A 19952-nucleotide genomic window follows, 5' to 3' on the forward strand; every position below is an offset into this window, starting at 1 on the left:
CCCTTCGCGCGCCTTTGCAAGCGCAGAAATCGCCCCCCAGCGCCGGTTTGATGTCGATTTGCGACGCTTTCGGTTCCGATCGGAAACCGCCGCGTCGCAATCCGGCCAGAGCACGGGTGCCGACCTGCTAGGCTGCCGCCACGTCAACGCAACGTCCGCCCGCCCCGACTCGTGAAAGGAAAACCGGGGCCCGGACCATCAGGATCAGCCAGATGCGTCTTTCCGCGCTCATTGCCACGCTTGCCCTTTCCACCTGTCCCCTCGCCGTCACCGCCGAAACCCCCGAGGAACGCGGCGCCTACCTCGTCGAAGGCCCCGCCGGCTGCGGCAACTGCCACTCGCCCATCGACCAGGCGGGCCAGCCCCTGCCGGGCCAGGCCCTCGCCGGCCGCCTCGTCATCGAGCTGCCCGAGTTCACCGCCCGCGCGCCCAACATCACCCCCGGCGGTCCCGTCGCCGGGTGGAGCGATGCCGAGCTCGCCCGCGCCATCCGCGAGGGCCTGCGCCCCGACGGCTCGCTGATCGGCCCGCCGATGCCGTTCGAGATGTACCGCGACCTCTCCGATACCGACCTCGCCGCCATCGTCGCCTATCTCCGCACCGTACCGGCGGTCGAGAACACCATGGCCGCCTCCGAATACCGCATCCCCCTGCCGCCGGCCTGGGGCCCGCCGGTCGAGTCCGTCGCCGACATCCCCCGCGGCGTGACGGCCGAATACGGCGCCTACCTCGCCAGCGCGGTGGCCCATTGCGTCGACTGCCACACCCCGCGCGGGCCGCAAGGGGCACTGCTGCATGACGAGCTCGGCCGCGGCGGCTTTGCCTTCGAGGGGCCGTGGGGCATCTCCGTCGCGCCCAACCTCACCAGCCATGCCGACGGGCTGGCCGAGTATTCCGACGCCGATCTCGCCGGCATGATCACCAGGGGCCAGCGCCCCGACGGCGCGCCGATGATGCCGCCCATGCCCTACCGCTACCTCGCGAAGATGACCGGGGACGATCTGTCCGCCCTCATCCTCTACCTGCGCACCCTGCCGCCCCTGCCCGACGCCGAAACGGGCGGCAGCTAAAACCCGCTGGCCCTCCGCCGGTGCCTGTGGTCTATCCCGCACCGACACCTGAACCGACGGAGGGCCGCCCAATGTACATCGCCACCCTGATCGCCCCGCGCGGCACGCTGCAGCCCGCGCTCGTCGACAGCCTGCGCAACGCGTGGGGCGGCGGCAACGCGCAGTGGCTTTCCCCCGACGAGGCCGCCGAATTCCCGATGGAGGCGCTCCCCGGCAACCGCTGGGAAGTGTGGGACGACCTCCAGAAGGGCGCGACCGACCTCGTCATTCAACCGGCCGAAAACCGCGCCAAGAAGATGCTGCTGGCCGACATGGACAGCACCATGATCCAGCAGGAATGCATCGACGAGCTGGCCGAGGAAGCCGGCGTCGGCCCCCATGTCCGCGACATCACCGCCCGCGCCATGAACGGCGAGCTGGACTTCGAAGGCGCGCTGACCGAGCGCGTCGCCCTGCTCAAGGGCCTGCCCGAGACCGTCATCGCCGAGGTGCTCGCCTCCCGCATCACCTACATGCCCGGCGGGCGCGAACTGCTCTCGACCATGAAGGCCCACGGCGCCCATGCCGCGCTGGTCTCCGGCGGCTTCACCAACTTCACCGCGAAAGTGGCCGAGGAGCTCGGCTTTCACGAGAACCGTGCCAACACTCTCCTGATCGAGAACGGCACGCTGACGGGCCACGTCGCCCAGCCCATCCTCGGCCGCGACGCCAAGGTGCAGGCGCTCCACGACATCACCGCCCGCCTCGGGATCACGCCGGCGGACGTCATCGCCGTGGGCGACGGCGCCAACGACCTCGGGATGCTCGAGCTGGCCGGCACCGGCGTCGCCCTCCACGCCAAACCCTCCGTCGCCGCCCAATGCGACGTGCGCATCAACCACGGCGACCTGACGGCGCTCCTGTTCCTGCAAGGCTACGCGCGCAGCGACTTCGCCTGACCCGTCGGGCGCGCCAGCCCGTTTTCTTCGAAGAAAACGGGCCGGAAAATTCCAATTTTCCGCCCCCCACCCCGCCCGACCGCCGACCATACCCGCCCCGGGCCTGACCCGGGGCCCCTGACCGGCCGAGGTCCCGGCTCGGAGGCCGGGACGGGCCGGCGCCGCCCTCCACACCAAACCCTCGGTCGCCGCCAAATATGACGTGTATTGCCACGAAGACCGGAAGGCACTCCAGTTCCTGCAGGACCACGCGCGGACAGAGTTCGCCTGGCGAACCGGGCGCACGAGCCCGTTTTCTTCGAAGAAAACGGGCCGGAAAATTCCAATTTTCCGCCCCCCACCCCGCCCGACCGCCGACCATACCCGCCCCGGGCCTGACCCGGGGCCCCTGACCGGCCGAGGCCCCGGCTCGGAGGCCGGGACGGGCCGGCAGAATCATGCTATCCTTGCCGTCTGGCACACGCCCGGAACAGAGCCACGCCTCCCCGCGAACCGGCACTCGCCCCGCCTATTGCGGTCCCACCGAAGCCAACCCCAAAAGACCGCGCCTACCCCACCCCCAGTACCCGGCCCATACCGTCATCGACCCGCGCCGCCGTCTCCCGCCGGGTCAGCAGCGGCCGCGCCGCCCTTTCCGGCCCGGCACCCTCGCGCGACAATCCCCAAAGCGCCAGCACCTCCGCCCGGTCCTCCGCCCCCAGCAGCCGCAGCGCCATCCGCCCCGGAAAGAAACTCTCGCAGACCAGCCCGTCGGCCCACAACAACTCGTGCCGCGCCAGCAGCAGGTGCACGTAGGTCAGCTTTTGCCGCCCCCGCACCCGCGACACCCCCGGCAACCGCATCAGGCCCAGCGCCGGGCCCAGCGCACCGCTCCCAGTGCGGCAACCCTCCCCGACCAGCACCCGGTGCTGGGGCGAGACCAGGACATCGCGCCCCGGCTGCCCCTCGCCCAGCGCCCCGGCCCCGATCCTGACCGGGCGCCGCCGGTCGTCGGGGCCGGAAAACACCACTTCCCGCCGGCCGGTCCAGATCAACGCCTGCGGCCCGTGATCCACCGTCAGCACCATGTCTCCCGCGCGCAACGCCCCGGCCCGCACGTCACCTCCCGGCGTGGCAATCCGCACCCCGGCGCCGAAGCAGATGACATTGTTGTACGCCTCCTCGTTCGTGCCCCCGTCACCGCTGTTCTCGGCCAGCCCGTCGCGGCTTGCGGTGGGGCTGAACTGCGCCCCCGGAAACGGCTCAGGCAGGTCCGAGGCCGGCACGAAACCGATATTGTCGTCCCCCAGCCGCAGCACGTAGACCTCGATGAACCCGTCCTGGATCAGCGCGAACTCGTTCTCCACCGGCGTGCCCGCGGGGTAGGTCACACCGTTCACCGTCACCGGTTCCATCAGCACCTGGCCCGCCCCGGTATCGTTCATACCGTCATCGAAACTGCCGTCATCGTCGGAGACGACGATCTGCACGGGCGGCGCGCCGGTATAGGTATAGGTCACCCCGGTCCAGCTCGTCCGGCCCGGGTCGTAATTCTCCGAGGCCGGGTCGTTGGCATGGTCGTCACTCGTGAGCTGTTCGGCGGTCAGCGCCCCGTCATGGCTCACCACGCTCCAGTCGTAGACGGCAATCGTCGGCATATCGCGCTCCCGGTCCTGCAAACACGGGGAAGACCTACCCTTGCCGGTTTAAGATGCGCCTAATTGCCCAAATCACCGCCACCGGTGCATTAACCGCCCTCCGCGCAACGGGTTTCTCTGAGACCGTTTAGGATGTACACTTTGATGAATTGTTCCTCGATGGCGGGAAATACGGTGGCGAACCAAGCACATGACGGAGGGTCGATCCATGGCTTCCACGCCATCGACCCGCCTCGTCTCGGCCTCTTCCTCGCGACCGTGGCCGCGCTCGGTGCGGCGCTGGTGCTGGTCTTCGGCTGGGGGTTCGAGGTCGACTGGCTCCGCCGCATCGCGCCGGGCCTGCCGGCCATGGTCCCCGCCACCGCCCTTACCCTGCTGGCCGGCGGGCTCGGCGCGGCGGCCCTGCTGATCGGCGCGCCGGCGCTGCTGGCCCTGCTGGCGGCGGCGGCGATCTTCGCTTTCATCCTTCTCGAACAGACCATCGGCCTCACCCCCGACCCGCACCGCGGGTTCGACGGCATGTCACTGGCCAGCGCCCTCTGCGCCACGCTGCTGGGGCTCAGCCTGCTGTTGCGCGCCCTGCGCATCGGCACGGCCTCGGTCGTGGTCGACACCACCGGGCTGGTCGTCGCCTTCATCCCGCTGATCGGCTACGTCTTCGGCGCGCAGACCCTGTTCCACAACCCGCTCTACACCATGATGGCGCTGCACACGGCGCTGGGGCATGTGCTGCTCTTCATCGCGCTCCTGCTCACCGAGCCCGGCCGCGGCTGGATCGAGGTGCTGCTCTCGCAGGAGCCGGGCAGCCGCATGGCCCGCCGCGTCCTGCCCGTGGCGATCATCGTGCCGCTCTTCTTCGCCCTCGTCGTGGCCGAGGCGGTCGAGCGCAACATCATGACGATCGAGTTCCGCCTCGCCATGCTCACCTTCATGATCATCTTCTGCACGGTCTCCGCGGTGATCGGCTTCGCCCACCTCACCAACCGCGCCGAACGCCGCAGCACCGAGGCCGAGGCCGCCTATCTCCGAAGCGAGATGCAGCGCCAGCAGACCGAGCTCGCCGCCGCCCGCTCGGAAAAGGTCGCCGCGCTGGGCAAGCTGGTGGGCGGCGTGGCGCATGACTTCAACAACACGCTCAACGTCATCCTCGGCAACCTCGAACTGCTCGACGAGGACCCCGACAGGAAGATGCACCGCACCTACCTGTCCGAGGCGATCGGCGCCTCCAACCGCGCCGCCGACCTGACCCGCCAGCTCCTCGCCTATGGCCGCAAGTCACAGCTTCGCCCGGTCCTCACCGACCTCGAAACCGAGGTCGAGACCGCCATTGCCATGTTCCGCCGGGTCTGCCCGGCCAACATCACCATCACGCGGGCGTTCGACACCCCCGGCCTCTCCGCCCGGCTCGACCCGGCGGCGCTGCAGCAGGCGGTGCTCAACGTCCTGATCAACGCCCGCGACGCCCTCCCCGAGGGCGGCGAGATCCGCGTTTCCGGCCGGCGCGAACATCTCGAGGGCGCCGCGGTCACCGGCTTCCACGGCAGCGAAACCCTGCCCTCCGGCACCTACGCCACCCTCGCCATCGAGGATACCGGCACCGGCATGACCCCGGAAGTGGCGGAACTGGCCACCGAGCCGTTCTTCACCACCAAGAAGGTGGGCGAGGGCACGGGGCTGGGCCTGTCCACCGTCGCCGGCTTCTGCCGCCAATCCGGGGGCGGGCTGCGGATCGACTCGGCGCCGGGAAGCGGCACGCTGGTCGCCATGGCCTTCCCCGCCGCCACGGCCACGACCTGCCCCGCGCCCGCCCGGGGCGCGGCCGAACCCGCCGACACCGCCGAGACCACGACGCTCACCACCACGCCCCGCGGCGTGCTGATCGTCGACGACGACGAGGCGCTCACCCGCGTCATGGCCACCCAGCTCGAACGCGCCGGCCACACCGTGCGGGTGGCCCTGAACGCGGCCAGGGCGCTCGAAACGCTCGAGGCCGGCCCGCTCCCCGAGGTCGTGCTGACCGATATCGTCATGCCGGGCGAGATGCAGGGCCACCACCTCGCCGCCCGCATCCGCCAGCGCTACCCGGATATCGAGGTGATCCTGATGTCCGGCTTCGCCTCCGCCACCCAGCGCGAGGAGATCGCTGCGCTGGCCGGCCTGCCCTTCCTGCAGAAACCGATCGACGTCCGCACCCTGCGCACCATCGTCGGCCGCTCGTCCGCCCCGGCGCCCGACCCGGAAAACGGCACCGAAAGCTGAGACCGCCCGACAAGTTGCACACCCCGCCCCGGGCCTGACCCGGGGCCTCCGCCGGCCCAAGGTCCCGGCTCGAAGGCCGGGACGGATCGAGTGCATCGGCTCGGCATACCACACGCCCGGAATCGAGGCCGAAGGCCGCCGGGCGAGCGCCGGCCCGTCCGGGCGGGCAGGCGCTTTGGCAAGCGTCGAGCGCCGTTGTCAGGTAGGAAGTACGCGGCACCATAAACTGCCATCCCCCCCGTTGCAGCGCCTCCCCACGGGCCGGCGCTCACCCGGCGGGGCGACGTCGAGAATGGCTCGGGGCCGACACCGGACCACCACCCCCCGTTGCGCCCCCCACAAGATCCAGCGTGTTGCGCACCGCCCGCCACATCAACCAACGCCTTCACAGACCCCCGCACCGACGCGATACCGACAGAATACCGACGTGATACCGACGTCCATTCCCCAGCAAAATATGGCCGTTAACCCCTTCTTCCGGCCGCTGCCCTGAATCTCCGCCCCCCGCCGTGGTATCCTGCCCCCTCGAACCGCAAGAGGAGGAGCACGATATGCCGAAATACATTTTCGCCTATCACGGCGGAAACGCTGCAGAATCCGGGATTTCCGAGCAGGAGGAACAGGCCCGCTGGCAGGACTGGCGCAACGTCATGGGGCAGGCCTGCCTCGACGAGGGCGGCCCCGTCGGCTGGTCCAAGACCGTCCGCGCCGCCGGCATCGCCCACAATGGCGGCACGAATCCGCTCGCCGGCTACACCATCGTCGAGGCCGAGGATATCGAGACCGCCTGCGAGATCGCCAAGGGCTGCCCGATCCTCGCCAACGGCGGCTCGGTCGAGGTCGCGCCCATCGGCGAGTCGTCCGAGACGCCCGCCACCGCCGCCTGATCCGCAAACCCGGCCCCCGATCACTGGCCCCGAACATTGGCCAGTGGCGCCCCGGCGCCCCTGGCCCCCCTTGCCTTCCCCCTCCGCTGGCCCTAGTTTCCAGCCTACCTCGGGGTGCCCGTGGGCCAATGGCCCATGGGCTGAGATGCCACCGGCAAACCCGTTGAACCTGAACCGGCTAGAACCGGCGGAGGGAAGGTAAAGGTCGCATCCGCCCTTGCCCTCGCGCCGCAAAGGAGGATGACATGAAGCATCTTGCATTTGCAGCGGCAATTCTGAGTGCCACGGCCGCCACGGCCCAGACACCGGAACTGACCGTCTATACCTATGACAGTTTCGTCGCCGAATGGGGCCCCGGCCCCAAGGTCGAGGCGGCGTTCGAGGAGGTCTGTGACTGCGACCTCAAGCTCGTCGGCGTCGAGGATGGCGCGGCGCTCCTCGCCCGCGTCCGCCTCGAGGGCGAACGCTCCGACGCCGACATCGTGCTCGGCCTCGACACCAACCTGACCGCCGCCGCCAAGGAAACCGGCCTCTTCGCCGAACACTCGGTCGACGCCACCTACGACATGCCCGTCACGTGGGACGACCCGGTCTTCGTCCCCTACGACTGGGGCTATTTCGCCTTCATCCACGAGGCCGGCACCGACGCGCCGAAAAGCTTCCGCGAACTGGCCGACAGCGACCAGACCATCCTGATACAGGATCCCCGCTCCTCCACCCCCGGCCTCGGCCTGCTCTTGTGGGTTAAATCCGCCTATGGCGACGAGGCGCCCGAGATCTGGGAGGGCCTCTCCGACAACATCGTCACCGTGACGAAAGGCTGGTCCGAAGCCTACGGCCTCTTCATGGAAGGCGAGGCCGACATGGTGCTTTCCTACACCACCTCCCCCGCCTATCACCTGATCGCGGAAGAGGATGACACCAAGGCCGCCGCCCCCTTCGACGAGGGCCATTACATGCAGGTCGAAGTGGCCGCCAAGCTGGCCGGCACAGACCAGCCCGAGCTCGCCGACCAGTTCCTGCAATTCATGGTCTCCGACGCCTTCCAGTCGATCATCCCCACGACCAACTGGATGTACCCCGCCGTCATGCCGGAGGACGGGCTGGCAGACGGCTTCGACACCCTGATCACGCCGGAGAAATCGCTCCTCATGTCCTCCGAGGACGCCGCCGCCATCCGTGACGAGGCGCTGTCCGAGTGGCAGACCGCGCTCAGCCAGTAAGCGCGCGCCCCGGCATCGGCGCGGCGGCCTGCATCGCCGCGCTGGTCCTCGGCACGCTGGCCGCCGTGGCATGGCGGGCCGAACCCGGCGGCGGCCTCTCCGCCGCCGACTGGGCGGCGGTGCGCTTCACCCTGCTGCAGGCCACCCTCTCGGCCCTCTTCAGCGTGGGCCTCGCCATCCCCGTGGCCCGCGCCCTCGCACGCCGCCGCTTCGCCGGGCGCTCGGCCCTCATCGCCCTTCTCGGCGTGCCCTTCATCCTGCCGGTGATCGTCGCCATCCTCGGCCTGCTCGAGGTCTTCGGCCGCGCCGGCCTGATCAGCCAGCTTCTCGGCCTCTTCGGCCTCGACCCGATCCGCATCTACGGGCTGCACGGGGTCGTGCTCGCCCATGTCTTCCTCAACCTGCCGCTGGCCACCCGCCTGATCCTCCAGGGGTGGCAGGAGGTGCCCGCCGAACGCTTCCGCCTCGCCGCCCAGCTTGGCTTCGACGCGCCCGCCATGTTCCGCCTTATCGAATGGCCCCTCCTGCGCCAGGTCATCCCCGGCGCGCTGGCCGTGGTCTTCGCCATCTGCCTCACCAGCTTCGCGGTCGCCCTCACCCTCGGCGGCGGGCCGAAAGCGACCACCATAGAACTCGGCATTTACCAGGCCTTCAGGTTTGAATTCGACCTTGGCCGCGCGGCATTGCTGTCGGGTCTGCAGATCCTGCTCGCCACGGGCGCCGCGATGGTGGCGATTCGACTGGCGCAAGGCACCGGATTCGGCACCGGCCTTGACCGTTCGTTAAGACGTTGGGACGGGCGCACGACCTTGGCGAGAACGACCGACGCGGTCTGGATCGCCCTCGCAGCAGCCTTCCTGCTGCTCCCGCTCGGGGCCATCGTCGCCTCGGGCGTGCCCGGCTTTGCGGGCCTGCCCTTCGTCGTCTGGAAGGCCGCCGGCGTCTCCCTCCTCGTCGCCACCGCCTCCACCGCGCTCCTCCTCCTCGCCGCCCTGCCCATGTCCGCCGCCATCGCCACCGGCCGCCATACCGCCATCGAACTCGCGGGCCTCCTCGGCCTCGCCGCCTCCCCCCTCGTCATCGGCACCGGGCTCTTCATCCTGATCCGCCCCATCGCCGACCCGTTCCTGCTGGCCCTGCCCGTCACCGCCCTGGTCAACGCCCTGATGTCGCTGCCCTTCGCCATGCGCATCCTCGTCCCCCGCGCCCGCGACATCGTCGAGCGCTATGGCAAGCTCGGCCTATCGCTGAACATGGCGCACGGCCCCTTCCTCTGGCGGGTCTTCCTGCCCCGGATGCGGGCGCAGATCGGCTTCGCCGCCGGGCTCGGCATGGCCCTTTCCATCGGCGATCTCGGCGTCATCACCCTCTTCGCCGACCCCGACATCGCCACCCTCCCCCTCCAGATCTACCGCCTCATGGGCTCCTACCAGATGGAGGCGGCGGCGGGCGGCGCGCTCTTGCTTCTCCTCCTCTCGGTCGGCACCTTCTGGCTTCTCGACAAGGGAGGCCGCCACCATGCTGAAATTTGACGATTGCACCATCGACAATGGCGGTTTCCACCTCGCCGCCGATCTCTCGGTCTATACCGGGCGGATCGTCGCGGTGATCGGCCCCTCCGGCGGCGGCAAGACCACCCTGCTCGAAGGCGTCGCCGGCTTCCTGCCCCTGACCTCGGGCGAAATCTACTGGAACGCTAACCCCTTGTCCGACACCGAGCCCGGCAAGCGCCCCGTCGCCATGCTCTTTCAGGACGGCAACCTCTTCCCCCACCTGACCGCCGCCCAGAACGTCGGCCTCGGCATCGACCCCCGCCTCCGCCTCTCGACCGAAGACAAGACCCGCATCGACGCCGCCCTTACCCGCGTCGGCCTCGAGGGGCTCGGCCCCCGCAAGCCCGGCGCCCTTTCCGGCGGCCAGCGGGCGCGCGTGGCCCTGGCCCGCCTCATGGTGCAGCACCGCGAGATTTTCCTGCTCGACGAACCCTTCGCCGCCCTCGGCCCGGCGCTGAAGGCCGAGATGCTCGACCTCGTGGCGGAGCTGGCCCGCGAATCCGGCGCCACCGTACTGATGGTCAGCCACGAGCCCGACGACGCCCGCCGCGTCGCCGATGAGGTGATCCTGGTGACAGACGGCAAGGCCCACCCCCCGGCGGCAACGGACCGGCTCTTCGCCGATCCGCCCGAGGCCTTGCGCGCCTACCTGGGTGACGCCTAGGCCGCCGCGCTCAACCCCTCGCGGGTCTTGCCGATCATCAGCGCGGCCCTCGCCGCCTCCCGCCCCTTCTCGACGAAATGCGCCTTGAAAATAGCGGTGTGATGCTCGGTCTCCTGGTACTGGTGCGGCGTCAGCGACACCGACAATACCGGCACGTCGCTGTCCATCCCCGCCCGCATCAGCCCGTCCACCACGGCCTGCGCCACGAAGTCATGCCGGTATATCCCGCCATCCACCACGAAGGCCGCCGCCGCCACGGCGGCATAGCGCCCCGTCCGGGCCAGGTCGCGTGCCAGAAGCGGCATCTCGAACGCGCCGGGCACGTCGAAGACATCCACCTCGCTTTCGGGGATAAGCTCACAGAAACCGGCCAGCGCCTGATCGACGATCTCGGCGTGCCAGTTGGCCTTGATAAAGGCGTATCGGGTGCGTGTCATGGGGTGCTCCTTTCCATCATCGACACTTCTCACCCAAGGCGCAGGACGACGGGAAAGGCAGGGGCAGACCCCTGAAACCCGGCGTTCTCTTCCATCCGGACTGTCACCGTCGGCTCCGGAATCGCACCGGATCTGCTTGACCACCGAAGCCATGAAGCCCCGGTGCGCTCGCGGGCTTGGGGCAGGCGCCCCTTACCGCCGGTGGGGAATTGCACCCCGCCCTGAGAACGTGGTCGATGATGTTGGAAAACCGCCCTTGCGGCAAGCCCCGAAATAAGATGCCGCGCCGCCAGTGGCGACGCGGCATCCGACCCGGAGTGGAGCGCTGTCAAACCAGATGTAGCTGCACAGACGCTGGCTGGTTATTGCCAATCGCCGGTCGGGATTTGGGGGTGTCCTTGACCGGCCTCAGGGCTAGGCGCGCCTGCAAGCATGACCGCACACCCTCTCCGGGAACTCGGGAGGAGGAACGAAGTGACCCTAGCCCCGAGAAGACATGTCCGGCAGCACACCCGCTTCGGTCGCCGCCGAGATTTCCTCTTCGCTCAAGGCACCGTTCGCGTCGGCATCGATTTCAGCGAAGACTTCCGTGCCCGCATCGGGCATCGCCTCGTTGAATTCCGACATGGTCACGGCGCCGTCGCCGTCGGCATCCATCGACGCTTCGGCTTCCTCCGCAAGTACTGCGGTCGGTGCCACCAAGGCGAGGATGAGGCCTGCAGATGTCAGTTTCTTGAACATGAAATCGTTCCTTTTCGGTTTCTGCGTTCCGAGAGTGGTGCTCTCGTCCACAGAACATGGTGACCCGAAAGCCACTTGTCTGCGGCGATCACGAAACCGGCCCCGAACCTGCGGGAAAGAGCCCAAACCGGTCTGTCATGTCAGCGGGAGATTGCCACGGGCCCCTTTACGGCAACTGGACGGCGGGAACCTGCGGATGCGGCGTGCCTTAATGGGCGGAAACCGTCGGCCGCACCGGACAAGGCGCGAAACAACCGCCCTTAGGGTTGAAATTGGCACACGCCCGGCGGCTTCCCTCGACAGGTCAAAGCAACCCCTCAACCGGTCTGATCCGCCCGGTCTCGATCCCCCGGCGGTTGTAGATCGGCGCGTTCAGGTACCGCCGCGCCGCCGGGTGCAGCGGGTCGAGCACGCCCAGCCGCACCAGCAGCGCCGCGATCGTGCACTCGGCCGCCCGCGTCGCCCCGTCGGCCACCTTCAGGGCAATCCCCATCTCCCGGCTCGGCAGGATGGCGACGAAGAATCCCTCCGCCCCTGTCTTGAGTGCCACCGGCTCGGTACAGGCCCGCATCAACCCGGTACAGGCCCGCCCCTCGCCCGCCACAAGCTCCGGATGCGCCACCATCGCCTGCCACAGCCGGTGCTGCGCGCTCTGCCGCGCATCCGCCCCCTCTTGGGCACAGGCAAACCGCGCCATCGCCCGGGCCATGCCATGCACCGTGGTGATGAAGTTCGGCGCCGAACACCCGTCGATCCCGTAGCCGGGGCTGGCCTCGCCCGTCACCTCCTCGAAGGCGGCGAGACAGGCCCTCTGCACCGGGTGATCCGCCTCGACATACTCCGGCCCGGCGCCCATGTGCCGTGCCAGCGTCAGGAACCCGGCATGCTTGCCGGAACAGTTGTTATGCACCTGGCAGGGCTGCTCATGTGCCCGGATCAACCCGTACCGCGCCTCCTCGTCATCCGGCATCTGCGGCCCGCAGCGGAAATCATCGTCCGACAATCCCAGCTCGGCCAGCCAAGCGTTCACCCGCTCCGTATGCATGAACGCCCCGTTATGCGAGGCACAGGCCAGCGCCAGCCGCTCGGCATTCAGCCCGTGCTTCGCCGCCGCCCCGCTCTCCACCAGCGGCAGCGCCTGGATCATCTTGGCGGAACTGCGCGGCAGAACCGGCTCCTCCGGATTGCCCCACGCCTCCACGATCTCGCCCTTGCCGTCGCAGATCACCGCGTGGCCAAGATGCCGGCTTTCCGCCAGCGGACCGCGCCAGATTTCGGTCAGGGGGGTCGCACCGCTCATGTCATGCCTTTCCGGCAAGGGTTCACACCCTCGCGAGGGCGCGCGAAAACTTGCCAATTGATCCTTTCATATCTCGCCACTTTCAGGCTAATATTGCAATGTCGAGGGAAAACGGCCGACCCGCAAGATAAATCCGGTAAGCGGCAAGGGCGGCTGAAGAATTTGAGGCCAAGGACAGCTTTGGAGGCTGGATAGAATGGGATCACCGATGGGACGTCTGACTGCCCTGCGCCTTTTGGCGGGCGCCCTGCTGGCAGCTACTGCAACCGGCGTGGCTGCGCAGGAAGAAAGCACCAACCAGGTCGCCGCGAACACGGCATGGAGCGTGTTCGAGGATAACGATCCGCGCGAATGCTGGGCCGTGTCCTCGCCGACCGAAACGGTCAATACCAAGGATGGCCGCGTCGTCGCGGTGCGGCGGGGCGACATCCTGATGATGACGTTCTACCGTCCCGATGCCGGCGTCGATGGCCAGCTCACCTTCACCGGCGGCTATCCCTTCGCCTCCGGCTCCACCGTCAACCTTAATGTCGGCGGCACCGAGTTCGAGCTCTTTACCGAGGGCGAATGGGCGTGGCCGGCCAGCACGGCGGACGATGCCAAGATCATCGCGGCCCTCAAGCGCGGCACCGACGCGGTGCTCACCGCGCGGTCCAGCCGGGGCACCACCACGAAAGATACCTTCTCGCTGCTGGGCTTCACCGCGGCGGTCGAAGAGGCCGAGAAACGCTGCCAGTGACGGCCTGACGGGCTTCACTAGCACAACCCCACAAGGGCGCGCACCCCTCCGGTGACGCGCCCTTTCTAATCCCGCGGCGCGGCGGCCCGGCGCAGCCGGTCATTGATCGCCCGGCCCAACCCCCGCTCGGGAATAGGCGACACCGCGATCGGCTTGCCCGTTTCATCCAGCGCGTGCAGATGCGCAAAAAGGTTCGCCGCCGCCTCGGTCAGGTCGCCCGACGCCGACAGGTTCAGGTCGCAATCCACCCGGCCGAAGCCCAGCAACACCTCCCCCGGCTCCCGCCTCTCGGCCTCAAGCCGCACCATCGCGCCGGGCGCATAATGCGAGGCCAGCTGCCCCGGCGCTGTCACCGGCTCACCCTCGCCTTGCCGCGCCAGCGCCTCGCCCAGCGCCTGCTCCACCGCCTCTGCCGGCAACCCGCCGGGGCGCAACAGGATTGGCCCGTCGGTCAGCCCGACGATGGTCGATTCCACCCCCACGTCACAGGCCCCGCCATCAAGCACCGCCGCGATCCGCCCGGCCAGCCCGGCCTCCACATGCGCCGCCGTCGTCGGGCTGATCCGGCCCGATGGGTTGGCCGACGGCGCCGCCACCGGCCCGCCGAAAGCCTTCAGCAATTCCCGCGCCACCGGGTTCGCCGGCACCCTGACCGCCAGCGAGGGCAGCCCTGCCGTCACCAGCCCCGAAATCCCCGTCCCCGGCCTGATCGGCAGCACCAATGTCAGCGGGCCGGGCCAGAACGCGCTCGCCAGAACTTCCGCCGCGTGCGACCACTCGACGTAGTCCCGCACCGTCTCGATCCGGTCCACATGCACGATCAGCGGGTTGAACCGCGGCCGCCCCTTCGCCTCGAAGATCCGCGCCACCGCCATGTCGTTCGTCGCATCGCCCCCCAGCCCGTAAACCGTCTCCGTCGGGAAGGCGACAAGCTCTCCGCCCCGCAACAACTCGGCGGCGCGGGCGTACCCGTTCGGGTCGGCGGTCAGAAGGGCGGTCTCTTGGTTCATGATCGGTCTGACGCGGCGTTTTGATTGATGGAAGTCCGTCACCCGCTAGGCTATGCCTTGGCCGACTGCATAAAGGCCACGGCGCGCGAAGCCAAGCCGCCGCGCCGCCGCAACTGACAAGATCAGGAGATTTCCGATGCCCTATCGCGCCCCTGTCGAGGAATTCAATTTTCTGTTTTCCCACGTCGTGAAACTCGAAGACGTCGCCGCCACCGAACGCTTCGCCGACGCCACCCCCGACATGGTCACCGCCATCCTCACGGAGGCCGGCCGCATGTGCGAGGCGGTGCTCGCCCCCCTGCAACGCAACGGCGACCTGCACCCCGCCCGGCTCGAAAACGGCGTCGTCCGCACCAGCCCCGGCTTCGACGAAGGGTACAAGGCCATCGCCGAGGGCGGCTGGGTCTCGATCTCCGCCTCTCAGGAGAACGGCGGCATGGGCCTGCCCATGGCCGTCACCACCGCCGTGAACGAGATGATGAGCGGCGCCTGCCTCAGCCTGCAACTCAACCCGCTGATGACCCAAGGCCAGATCGAGGCACTGGAAAACCACGCCAGCGACGCGATTCGCGAAACCTACCTGCCCAAGCTCATCTCCGGCGAATGGTCCGGCACAATGAACCTGACCGAGGCGCAGGCCGGCAGCGACGTGGGCGCGCTCCGCACCCGGGCCGAGCCCAACGATGACGGCTCCTACGCCATCACCGGGCAGAAGATCTACATCAGCTGGGGCGACAACGACTTCACCGAGAACGTCTGCCACCTCGTCCTCGCCCGTCTGCCCGACGGTGTGCCCGGCACCAAGGGGATCAGCCTGTTCCTCGTGCCCAAGTACATCCCCGACGAAAACGGCGCTCCCGGCAAGGCCAACGATCTCAAGGTCGTCAGCCTCGAACACAAGATGGGCCTGCATGGCAGCCCGACCGCCGTCATGCAGTATGACGGCGCCAGGGGCTGGCTCATCGGCAAGGAACATGACGGCATGCGCTGCATGTTCACCATGATGAACAACGCCCGCCTCGGCGTCGGCGTCCAGGGCATCGGCGCGGCCGAGGGCGCGCTGCAACACGCCATGGCCTACGCCCAGGAGCGCAGCCAGGGCAAGACGCCCGTCGAGAACGGCGCCGGCACCATCATCGACCACGCCGACGTGCGCCGGATGCTGACCACCATGAAGGCCGAAACCGCCGCCGCCCGCGCCATCGCGCTGGCCAATGCCGTGGCGATCGACATGGCCCACGCCACCGGCAAGCCCGACTGGGCCGCCCGCGCCGCCTTCCTCACGCCCATCACCAAGGCCTTCGGCACCGACACCGGCATCGCGGTCAGTGATCTCGGCATCCAGGTGCATGGCGGCATGGGTTACATCGAGGAAACCGGCGCCGCCCAGTATGCCCGCGACGTCCGCGTCACCGCCATCTACGAGGGCACCAACGGCATCCAGTCGATGGACCTTGCCGGCCGCAAGCTGATGGACGGGGGCGAGGCCGCCTATGCCCTCCTCGACGAGATCGAGCGCCACGCCGAAAGCGCGCGGAGCACCCTGCCCGAGCTGGCCGAGCCGGTGTGGAACGCCACCGAATCCCTCCGCGAGGCGACCGAGTGGATGGTGTCGCAAAAGAACATGACCGACCGCTTTGCCGGCTCCGTCCCCTTCCTGCGGGCCTGGGCGCGGGTGCTCGGCGGCCATTTCCACCTCTGCGCCGCCCAGGCCGAGGGCGGCGAGGGCAAGCGCACGCGGCTCGCGCGGTTCTACATCAAGCGCCTCCTGCCAGAGCACGCGGGCCACATCGCCCATGCCACCGCCGGGGCCGACGACCTCTACGCGCTGACACCGGACGACCTCGTCGCATGACGGACGGCCCGAACCAGACCCTGCGCTACCCCTTTCCGGATCCGCCAGAGAACGGTGCCGCCCTCGAGGTGGCGCCGGGCGTGCTCTGGATCCGGCTGCCCCTGCCGATGGCGCTCGACCACGTCAACGTCTACGCGCTCGACGACGGCGACAGCTGGACGCTCGTCGATACGGGCATGAAGACCGACCACAGCGTCGCCTTGTGGGAGGGCCTGCTCACCGGGCCGCTCAGGGGCAAACCCGTCTCGCGCATCATCCTCACCCACCACCACCCCGATCACGTCGGCATGGTGGGCTGGCTGATGGAGCGTTTCGGGGCCGAGCTGATCACCACCCGCACCGCCTGGCTCTTCTCCCGGATGCTGATCCTCGACACCGAGGAAAAGCCTACCCCGCAGGCGCTCGACTTCTGGCGCGCCGCCGGCATGGACCCCGAGATCTACGAGACCCGCAAGGCCGAACGCCCTTTCAACTTCGCCGATGTCTGCCACCCCCTGCCGGTGGGCTACACCCGCGTCAAGGAAGGCGACACGCTCCGCGCCGGCGGCCGCAAGTGGGACATCCATATCGGCAACGGCCACGCCCCCGAACACCTCACGCTTTGGAGCCGCGACGACAATCTCGTCATCGCCGGCGACCAGATCATCTCCTCCATCAGCCCCAATATCGGCGTCCATCCTACCGAGCCCGAGGCCGACCCCGTCGCCGACTGGCTGGAAGCCTGCGGCCGCTTCCGCTCGCTCGCCCGTGAACATCACCTCGTCCTCAGCGGGCACAAGCGGCCCTTCCTCGGCCTGCCCATGCGGATGCGCCAGCTCATCGAGAACCACCACGGCGCGCTCGACCGCCTCCGCGCCCACCTGGCCGAGCCCCGCACCGCCGCCGAATGCTTCCCCCCGCTCTTCAAGCGCCCGATCGACGCGGGCATCTACGGGCTTGCATTGGTCGAGACGGTTGCACATCTCAATCATCTCCACCACGCTGGCGAAATCACGCGCCGCCGCCGCGACGATGGCGCCTGGCTTTGGCAGAGCAGCCCGGAGTGAGCAGACACATGGACGACGAGATCAGAACCGCGGCCGAAGCCGCCGAAGACGCCGCCATCCCGCGCTGTCACGAGGTCCATGCCGACCCCGAAACCTGCAAGGGCGGGCGCGACGTGACCGAGGGCGTCCGGCTCACCCCCGTCAAGGAAAAAAGCGAGGCGCAGTGGGCCTATGAACGGCTGATCCTCTACATCCAGAACTTCGAGAAGACCCTCGACAACGAGCACGAGATCGCCATCGGCTTCGCCGGCGGCGACACCGGCGTCATCCGGATCGAGGGGATGGGCTTTTTCGACCCCGACATCGTCACCTTCTACGGCAGCGACGCGGGCGGCGTGAAAACCCAGCTCATCCAGCACGTCACCCAGCTCAGCGTCATGCTGCGGGCCCTGCCGAAGAAGATCGACCACGTCGAACCCAACCGCATCGGCTTCCGCCTGGTGGAAGACCTCGAAACCGCCTGAGCCCCGCGCCTTGCGACATTTCGGGCCACAGGGCGCACAGGGTGGTGACAGCCCCCCGCAAATGCGCTATCCACACCTCCGACCGCGTAATTTCCAAGCAGGGAACGACCCCAGATGGCTGACCACAAACATGGCGAAATGGATATCGAAACCCACGAGAAGACCTTCGAGGGCTTCATCCGTTTCACGGCCTGGAACTGCGTTCTGATCGTCGTCGTGCTGATCTTCATGGCGCTGGTCAACGCCTGAGGCGCCACCGGCCCTTTCCTGAAAGTCCTGCCCGCGGCCCGCAATCCGCCGTGACTTGACCTCGCTCCCGCGCTATACTCGGCCAAACGGCGCCGCGAAGAGCGTGAAGAGGCACAAAGGCATGGCAACAGCGGAAAAGCTGACCGCGCGCTGGACGCGGTTCCAGAACCGGGTCGCCGCCCGACGGGCGGTGCTGGGCCGGCCCGCCACGGCCTTCGTCTCGCGCCCCGAACCCCGCACCATCGGCAGCTATGCCCGCGGGCGCCAGCTGGCCGCCGGCAATTTCCTCTTCGCCGGCCACCTGCTCCAGCAGCCCGAGACCGACATGTGGGAACTCACCCCGCCCGACCACGCCTTCGCCGAGGCGCTGCACGGTTTCGGCTGGCTCGACGATCTCGTCGCCGCCGGCGACGCCACGGCCCGCGCCCGTGCCCAGGAGTGGCTCCGCGGCTGGATCGAGCTCTACGGCCGTGGCCGCGGCCCGGGCTGGACACCGAACCTCACCGGCCGCCGCCTGATCCGCTGGATCAGCCACGCCTTCTTCCTGCTCAACGGGCTGGACAGCGAACACTCCCACGCCTTCTACCGCTCGATGGCGGCGCAGACCGTCTTCCTCGGCCGCCGCTGGTCCGCCACCTCCCCCGGCCTGCCGCGCTTCGAAGCGCTGACCGGGCTGATCTATGCCGGCATCTCGCTGGAAGGCATGGAAGACCAGGTCGACTCCGCCGTCACCGCTTTGGGCCGCGAATGCACCGAGCAGATCGATGCCCAGGGCGGCCTGCCCACCCGCAACCCCGAGGAACTGCTCGACGTCTTCACCCTTCTGACATGGGCCGCCGTCGCGCTCGGCGAATCCGGCAAGGGCGTCAGCAACGCCCACTGGTCGGCCATCGAACGCATCGCTCCCACCCTGCGCACCCTGCGCCACGCCGATGGCGGGCTCGCCCGGTTCCACGGCGGCGGCAAGGGGCTGGAAGGGCGGCTCGACCACGCGCTCGCCAACAGCGGCGTGAAAAGCCGCGCGGCGAACGGCCTCTCCATGGGGTTCCTGCGGCTCAGCGCCGGCCGCACCAGCGTCATCGTCGATGCCGCCCCGCCGCCCCAGGGCAAGGCCTCGGCCGAGGCCCACGCCTCCACCCTCGCCTTCGAGCTGACCTCGGGCCGCCGCCCGCTGATCGTCAACTGCGGCTCGGGCGTGAATTTCGGGCAGGAATGGCGCCGCGCCGGCCGCGCCACCCCCTCGCATTCCACCCTCGTCCTCAACGAACAGTCCAGCGCCCGGCTCGGCGCCCCCCGCGACGGGTTCGACTACCTCGTCAGCGCCCCCCGCCGCGTGCCCATCGAGATCAGCCACGCCTCCGACGGGCTGCGCTTCGAGGGCGGGCATGACGGCTATGTCCGCGATTACGGCCTGACCCACGTCCGCAAGCTGGAACTCACCTTCGACGGGCGCGGGCTGGCGGGCGAGGACATGCTGGTCACGCTCGACGACGGCGACAAGGAACATTTCGACAAGGCACTCGACGCCTCCGGGCTCGAGGGCATCCCATTCGACATCCGCTTTCACCTTCATCCGGATGTCGACGTCTCGCTCGACATGGGCGGCACCGCGGCGTCTATGGCGCTGATGAGCGGCGAAATCTGGGTCATGCGGGTCGACGGCAACGTCGAAATGTCCATAGAAGGCAGCGTTTACCTGCAAAAAACGCGGCTCAAGCCCCGTGCGACCAAACAGATTGTTCTCTCCGGCCGCATGATGGAGTATGCGACCCGCGTGAGATGGTCACTGGCCAAGCCGCAGGACTCGCCGATAGGCATCCGCGATCTGGCGCGCGACGGGCTCGACCCGGTGACCGAATACTGACCTGAACCGACCAAGG

General features: G+C 68.7%; 18 protein-coding genes and 2 riboswitches. Of the genes, 13 read left to right on the forward strand and 5 right to left on the reverse strand.

What is annotated here, in order from left to right; translation table 11 throughout:
* Nucleotides 1–212: 212 nt before the first annotated feature.
* Entirely contained in the window at nucleotides 213–1070 is an 858-nt protein-coding gene (locus QUV18_RS03010) for a c-type cytochrome (RefSeq protein WP_300891929.1), read from the forward strand.
* 71 nt (nucleotides 1071–1141) lie between these two features.
* Nucleotides 1142–2008 (forward strand): phosphoserine phosphatase SerB, encoded by an 867-nt coding sequence (gene serB, locus QUV18_RS03015; protein WP_300891931.1) that lies wholly within the window; start codon nucleotides 1142–1144, stop codon nucleotides 2006–2008.
* Between the two features lie 548 nt (nucleotides 2009–2556).
* On the opposite strand, the gene QUV18_RS03020 is transcribed toward serB, so the two are convergent.
* On the reverse strand, nucleotides 2557–3645 hold the full coding sequence (locus QUV18_RS03020) for a Hint domain-containing protein (RefSeq protein WP_300891934.1): 1089 nt from the start codon (nucleotides 3643–3645) through the stop codon (nucleotides 2557–2559).
* Nucleotides 3646–3819: 174 nt separating this feature from the next.
* On the opposite strand from QUV18_RS03020, the gene QUV18_RS03025 reads away from it, so the two are divergent.
* From QUV18_RS03025 to QUV18_RS03045, 5 genes are all read left to right on the forward strand, one after another.
* Nucleotides 3820–5904: a response regulator gene (locus QUV18_RS03025; RefSeq protein ID WP_300891936.1), complete on the forward strand. Its 2085-nt coding sequence runs from the start codon at nucleotides 3820–3822 to the stop codon at nucleotides 5902–5904.
* Between the two features lie 551 nt (nucleotides 5905–6455).
* Entirely contained in the window at nucleotides 6456–6791 is a 336-nt protein-coding gene (locus QUV18_RS03030; RefSeq protein ID WP_300891938.1) for a YciI family protein, read from the forward strand.
* 100 nt (nucleotides 6792–6891) lie between these two features.
* Nucleotides 6892–7004: riboswitch (TPP riboswitch) on the forward strand.
* Between the two features lie 32 nt (nucleotides 7005–7036).
* Complete coding sequence (thiB, locus tag QUV18_RS03035; RefSeq protein ID WP_300891940.1) at nucleotides 7037–8014, forward strand: thiamine ABC transporter substrate binding subunit; 978 nt, start codon at nucleotides 7037–7039, stop codon at nucleotides 8012–8014.
* Nucleotides 7990–9546, forward strand: coding sequence for a thiamine/thiamine pyrophosphate ABC transporter permease ThiP (locus QUV18_RS03040; RefSeq protein ID WP_300891942.1), 1557 nt, complete (start codon nucleotides 7990–7992; stop codon nucleotides 9544–9546). The genes thiB and QUV18_RS03040 overlap by 25 nt, the downstream gene beginning before the upstream one ends.
* Nucleotides 9533–10231 (forward strand): ATP-binding cassette domain-containing protein, encoded by a 699-nt coding sequence (locus QUV18_RS03045; protein WP_300891943.1) that lies wholly within the window; start codon nucleotides 9533–9535, stop codon nucleotides 10229–10231. The genes QUV18_RS03040 and QUV18_RS03045 overlap by 14 nt, the downstream gene beginning before the upstream one ends.
* Here QUV18_RS03045 and QUV18_RS03050 read toward each other — a convergent pair.
* The 3 genes from QUV18_RS03050 to QUV18_RS03060 all read right to left on the reverse strand — a co-directional run bounded on the left by QUV18_RS03050 (nucleotide 10228) and on the right by QUV18_RS03060 (nucleotide 12709).
* A complete protein-coding gene (locus QUV18_RS03050; protein WP_300891944.1) occupies nucleotides 10228–10668 on the reverse strand; it encodes a 6,7-dimethyl-8-ribityllumazine synthase in 441 nt (146 codons plus the stop codon). The genes QUV18_RS03045 and QUV18_RS03050 overlap by 4 nt on opposite strands.
* A gap of 79 nt (nucleotides 10669–10747) precedes the next feature.
* Nucleotides 10748–10901, reverse strand: a riboswitch (FMN riboswitch).
* A gap of 247 nt (nucleotides 10902–11148) precedes the next feature.
* Entirely contained in the window at nucleotides 11149–11409 is a 261-nt protein-coding gene (locus tag QUV18_RS03055) for an EF-hand domain-containing protein (protein WP_300891945.1), read from the reverse strand.
* Nucleotides 11410–11713: 304 nt separating this feature from the next.
* Nucleotides 11714–12709, reverse strand: coding sequence for an asparaginase (locus tag QUV18_RS03060; RefSeq protein ID WP_300891946.1), 996 nt, complete (start codon nucleotides 12707–12709; stop codon nucleotides 11714–11716).
* Between the two features lie 208 nt (nucleotides 12710–12917).
* On the opposite strand from QUV18_RS03060, the gene QUV18_RS03065 reads away from it, so the two are divergent.
* Nucleotides 12918–13448 carry an invasion associated locus B family protein gene (locus QUV18_RS03065; RefSeq protein ID WP_300891947.1) on the forward strand — a complete coding sequence of 177 codons (531 nt, stop codon included), beginning with the start codon at nucleotides 12918–12920 and terminating at the stop codon, nucleotides 13446–13448.
* 65 nt (nucleotides 13449–13513) lie between these two features.
* On the opposite strand, the gene QUV18_RS03070 is transcribed toward QUV18_RS03065, so the two are convergent.
* Nucleotides 13514–14458 (reverse strand): L-threonylcarbamoyladenylate synthase, encoded by a 945-nt coding sequence (locus tag QUV18_RS03070; protein ID WP_300891948.1) that lies wholly within the window; start codon nucleotides 14456–14458, stop codon nucleotides 13514–13516.
* Between the two features lie 136 nt (nucleotides 14459–14594).
* Here QUV18_RS03070 and QUV18_RS03075 point away from each other — a divergent pair, with 136 nt between their 5' ends.
* From QUV18_RS03075 to QUV18_RS03095, 5 genes are all read left to right on the forward strand, one after another.
* Nucleotides 14595–16313, forward strand: a complete 1719-nt coding sequence (locus QUV18_RS03075; RefSeq protein ID WP_300891949.1) for an acyl-CoA dehydrogenase — start codon at nucleotides 14595–14597, stop codon at nucleotides 16311–16313.
* Nucleotides 16310–17359 (forward strand): MBL fold metallo-hydrolase, encoded by a 1050-nt coding sequence (locus QUV18_RS03080; protein ID WP_300891950.1) that lies wholly within the window; start codon nucleotides 16310–16312, stop codon nucleotides 17357–17359. Before QUV18_RS03075 ends, QUV18_RS03080 begins: the two co-directional genes overlap by 4 nt.
* Nucleotides 17360–17367: 8 nt before the next feature.
* Nucleotides 17368–17823 carry a DUF6173 family protein gene (locus QUV18_RS03085; RefSeq protein WP_300891952.1) on the forward strand — a complete coding sequence of 152 codons (456 nt, stop codon included), beginning with the start codon at nucleotides 17368–17370 and terminating at the stop codon, nucleotides 17821–17823.
* A 114-nt stretch (nucleotides 17824–17937) separates the two neighbouring features.
* Complete coding sequence (locus tag QUV18_RS03090) at nucleotides 17938–18072, forward strand: aa3-type cytochrome c oxidase subunit IV (protein ID WP_300891953.1); 135 nt, start codon at nucleotides 17938–17940, stop codon at nucleotides 18070–18072.
* Nucleotides 18073–18193: 121 nt separating this feature from the next.
* Nucleotides 18194–19936: a heparinase II/III family protein gene (locus QUV18_RS03095; RefSeq protein ID WP_300891954.1), complete on the forward strand. Its 1743-nt coding sequence runs from the start codon at nucleotides 18194–18196 to the stop codon at nucleotides 19934–19936.
* Nucleotides 19937–19952 lie beyond the last annotated feature (16 nt).

The organism is Roseovarius sp., assembly GCF_030373445.1.
In the GTDB taxonomy this organism is placed as follows: Bacteria; Pseudomonadota; Alphaproteobacteria; order Rhodobacterales; family Rhodobacteraceae; genus Roseovarius.

Excerpts from the sequence above, each read along its gene's own strand:
- QUV18_RS03010 (WP_300891929.1), top strand. The coding sequence starts at position 213 with ATGCGTCTTTCCGCGCTCATTGCCACGCTTGCCCTTTCCACCTGTCCC.
- serB (WP_300891931.1), top strand. The coding sequence starts at position 1,142 with ATGTACATCGCCACCCTGATCGCCCCGCGCGGCACGCTGCAGCCCGCG.
- QUV18_RS03020 (WP_300891934.1), bottom strand. The coding sequence starts at position 3,645 with ATGCCGACGATTGCCGTCTACGACTGGAGCGTGGTGAGCCATGACGGG.
- QUV18_RS03030 (WP_300891938.1), top strand. The coding sequence starts at position 6,456 with ATGCCGAAATACATTTTCGCCTATCACGGCGGAAACGCTGCAGAATCC.
- thiB (WP_300891940.1), top strand. The coding sequence starts at position 7,037 with ATGAAGCATCTTGCATTTGCAGCGGCAATTCTGAGTGCCACGGCCGCC.
- QUV18_RS03045 (WP_300891943.1), top strand. The coding sequence starts at position 9,533 with ATGCTGAAATTTGACGATTGCACCATCGACAATGGCGGTTTCCACCTC.
- QUV18_RS03050 (WP_300891944.1), bottom strand. The coding sequence starts at position 10,668 with ATGACACGCACCCGATACGCCTTTATCAAGGCCAACTGGCACGCCGAG.
- QUV18_RS03055 (WP_300891945.1), bottom strand. The coding sequence starts at position 11,409 with ATGTTCAAGAAACTGACATCTGCAGGCCTCATCCTCGCCTTGGTGGCA.
- QUV18_RS03060 (WP_300891946.1), bottom strand. The coding sequence starts at position 12,709 with ATGAGCGGTGCGACCCCCCTGACCGAAATCTGGCGCGGTCCGCTGGCG.
- QUV18_RS03065 (WP_300891947.1), top strand. The coding sequence starts at position 12,918 with ATGGGACGTCTGACTGCCCTGCGCCTTTTGGCGGGCGCCCTGCTGGCA.
- QUV18_RS03070 (WP_300891948.1), bottom strand. The coding sequence starts at position 14,458 with ATGAACCAAGAGACCGCCCTTCTGACCGCCGACCCGAACGGGTACGCC.
- QUV18_RS03075 (WP_300891949.1), top strand. The coding sequence starts at position 14,595 with ATGCCCTATCGCGCCCCTGTCGAGGAATTCAATTTTCTGTTTTCCCAC.
- QUV18_RS03080 (WP_300891950.1), top strand. The coding sequence starts at position 16,310 with ATGACGGACGGCCCGAACCAGACCCTGCGCTACCCCTTTCCGGATCCG.
- QUV18_RS03085 (WP_300891952.1), top strand. The coding sequence starts at position 17,368 with ATGGACGACGAGATCAGAACCGCGGCCGAAGCCGCCGAAGACGCCGCC.
- QUV18_RS03090 (WP_300891953.1), top strand. The coding sequence starts at position 17,938 with ATGGCTGACCACAAACATGGCGAAATGGATATCGAAACCCACGAGAAG.
- QUV18_RS03095 (WP_300891954.1), top strand. The coding sequence starts at position 18,194 with ATGGCAACAGCGGAAAAGCTGACCGCGCGCTGGACGCGGTTCCAGAAC.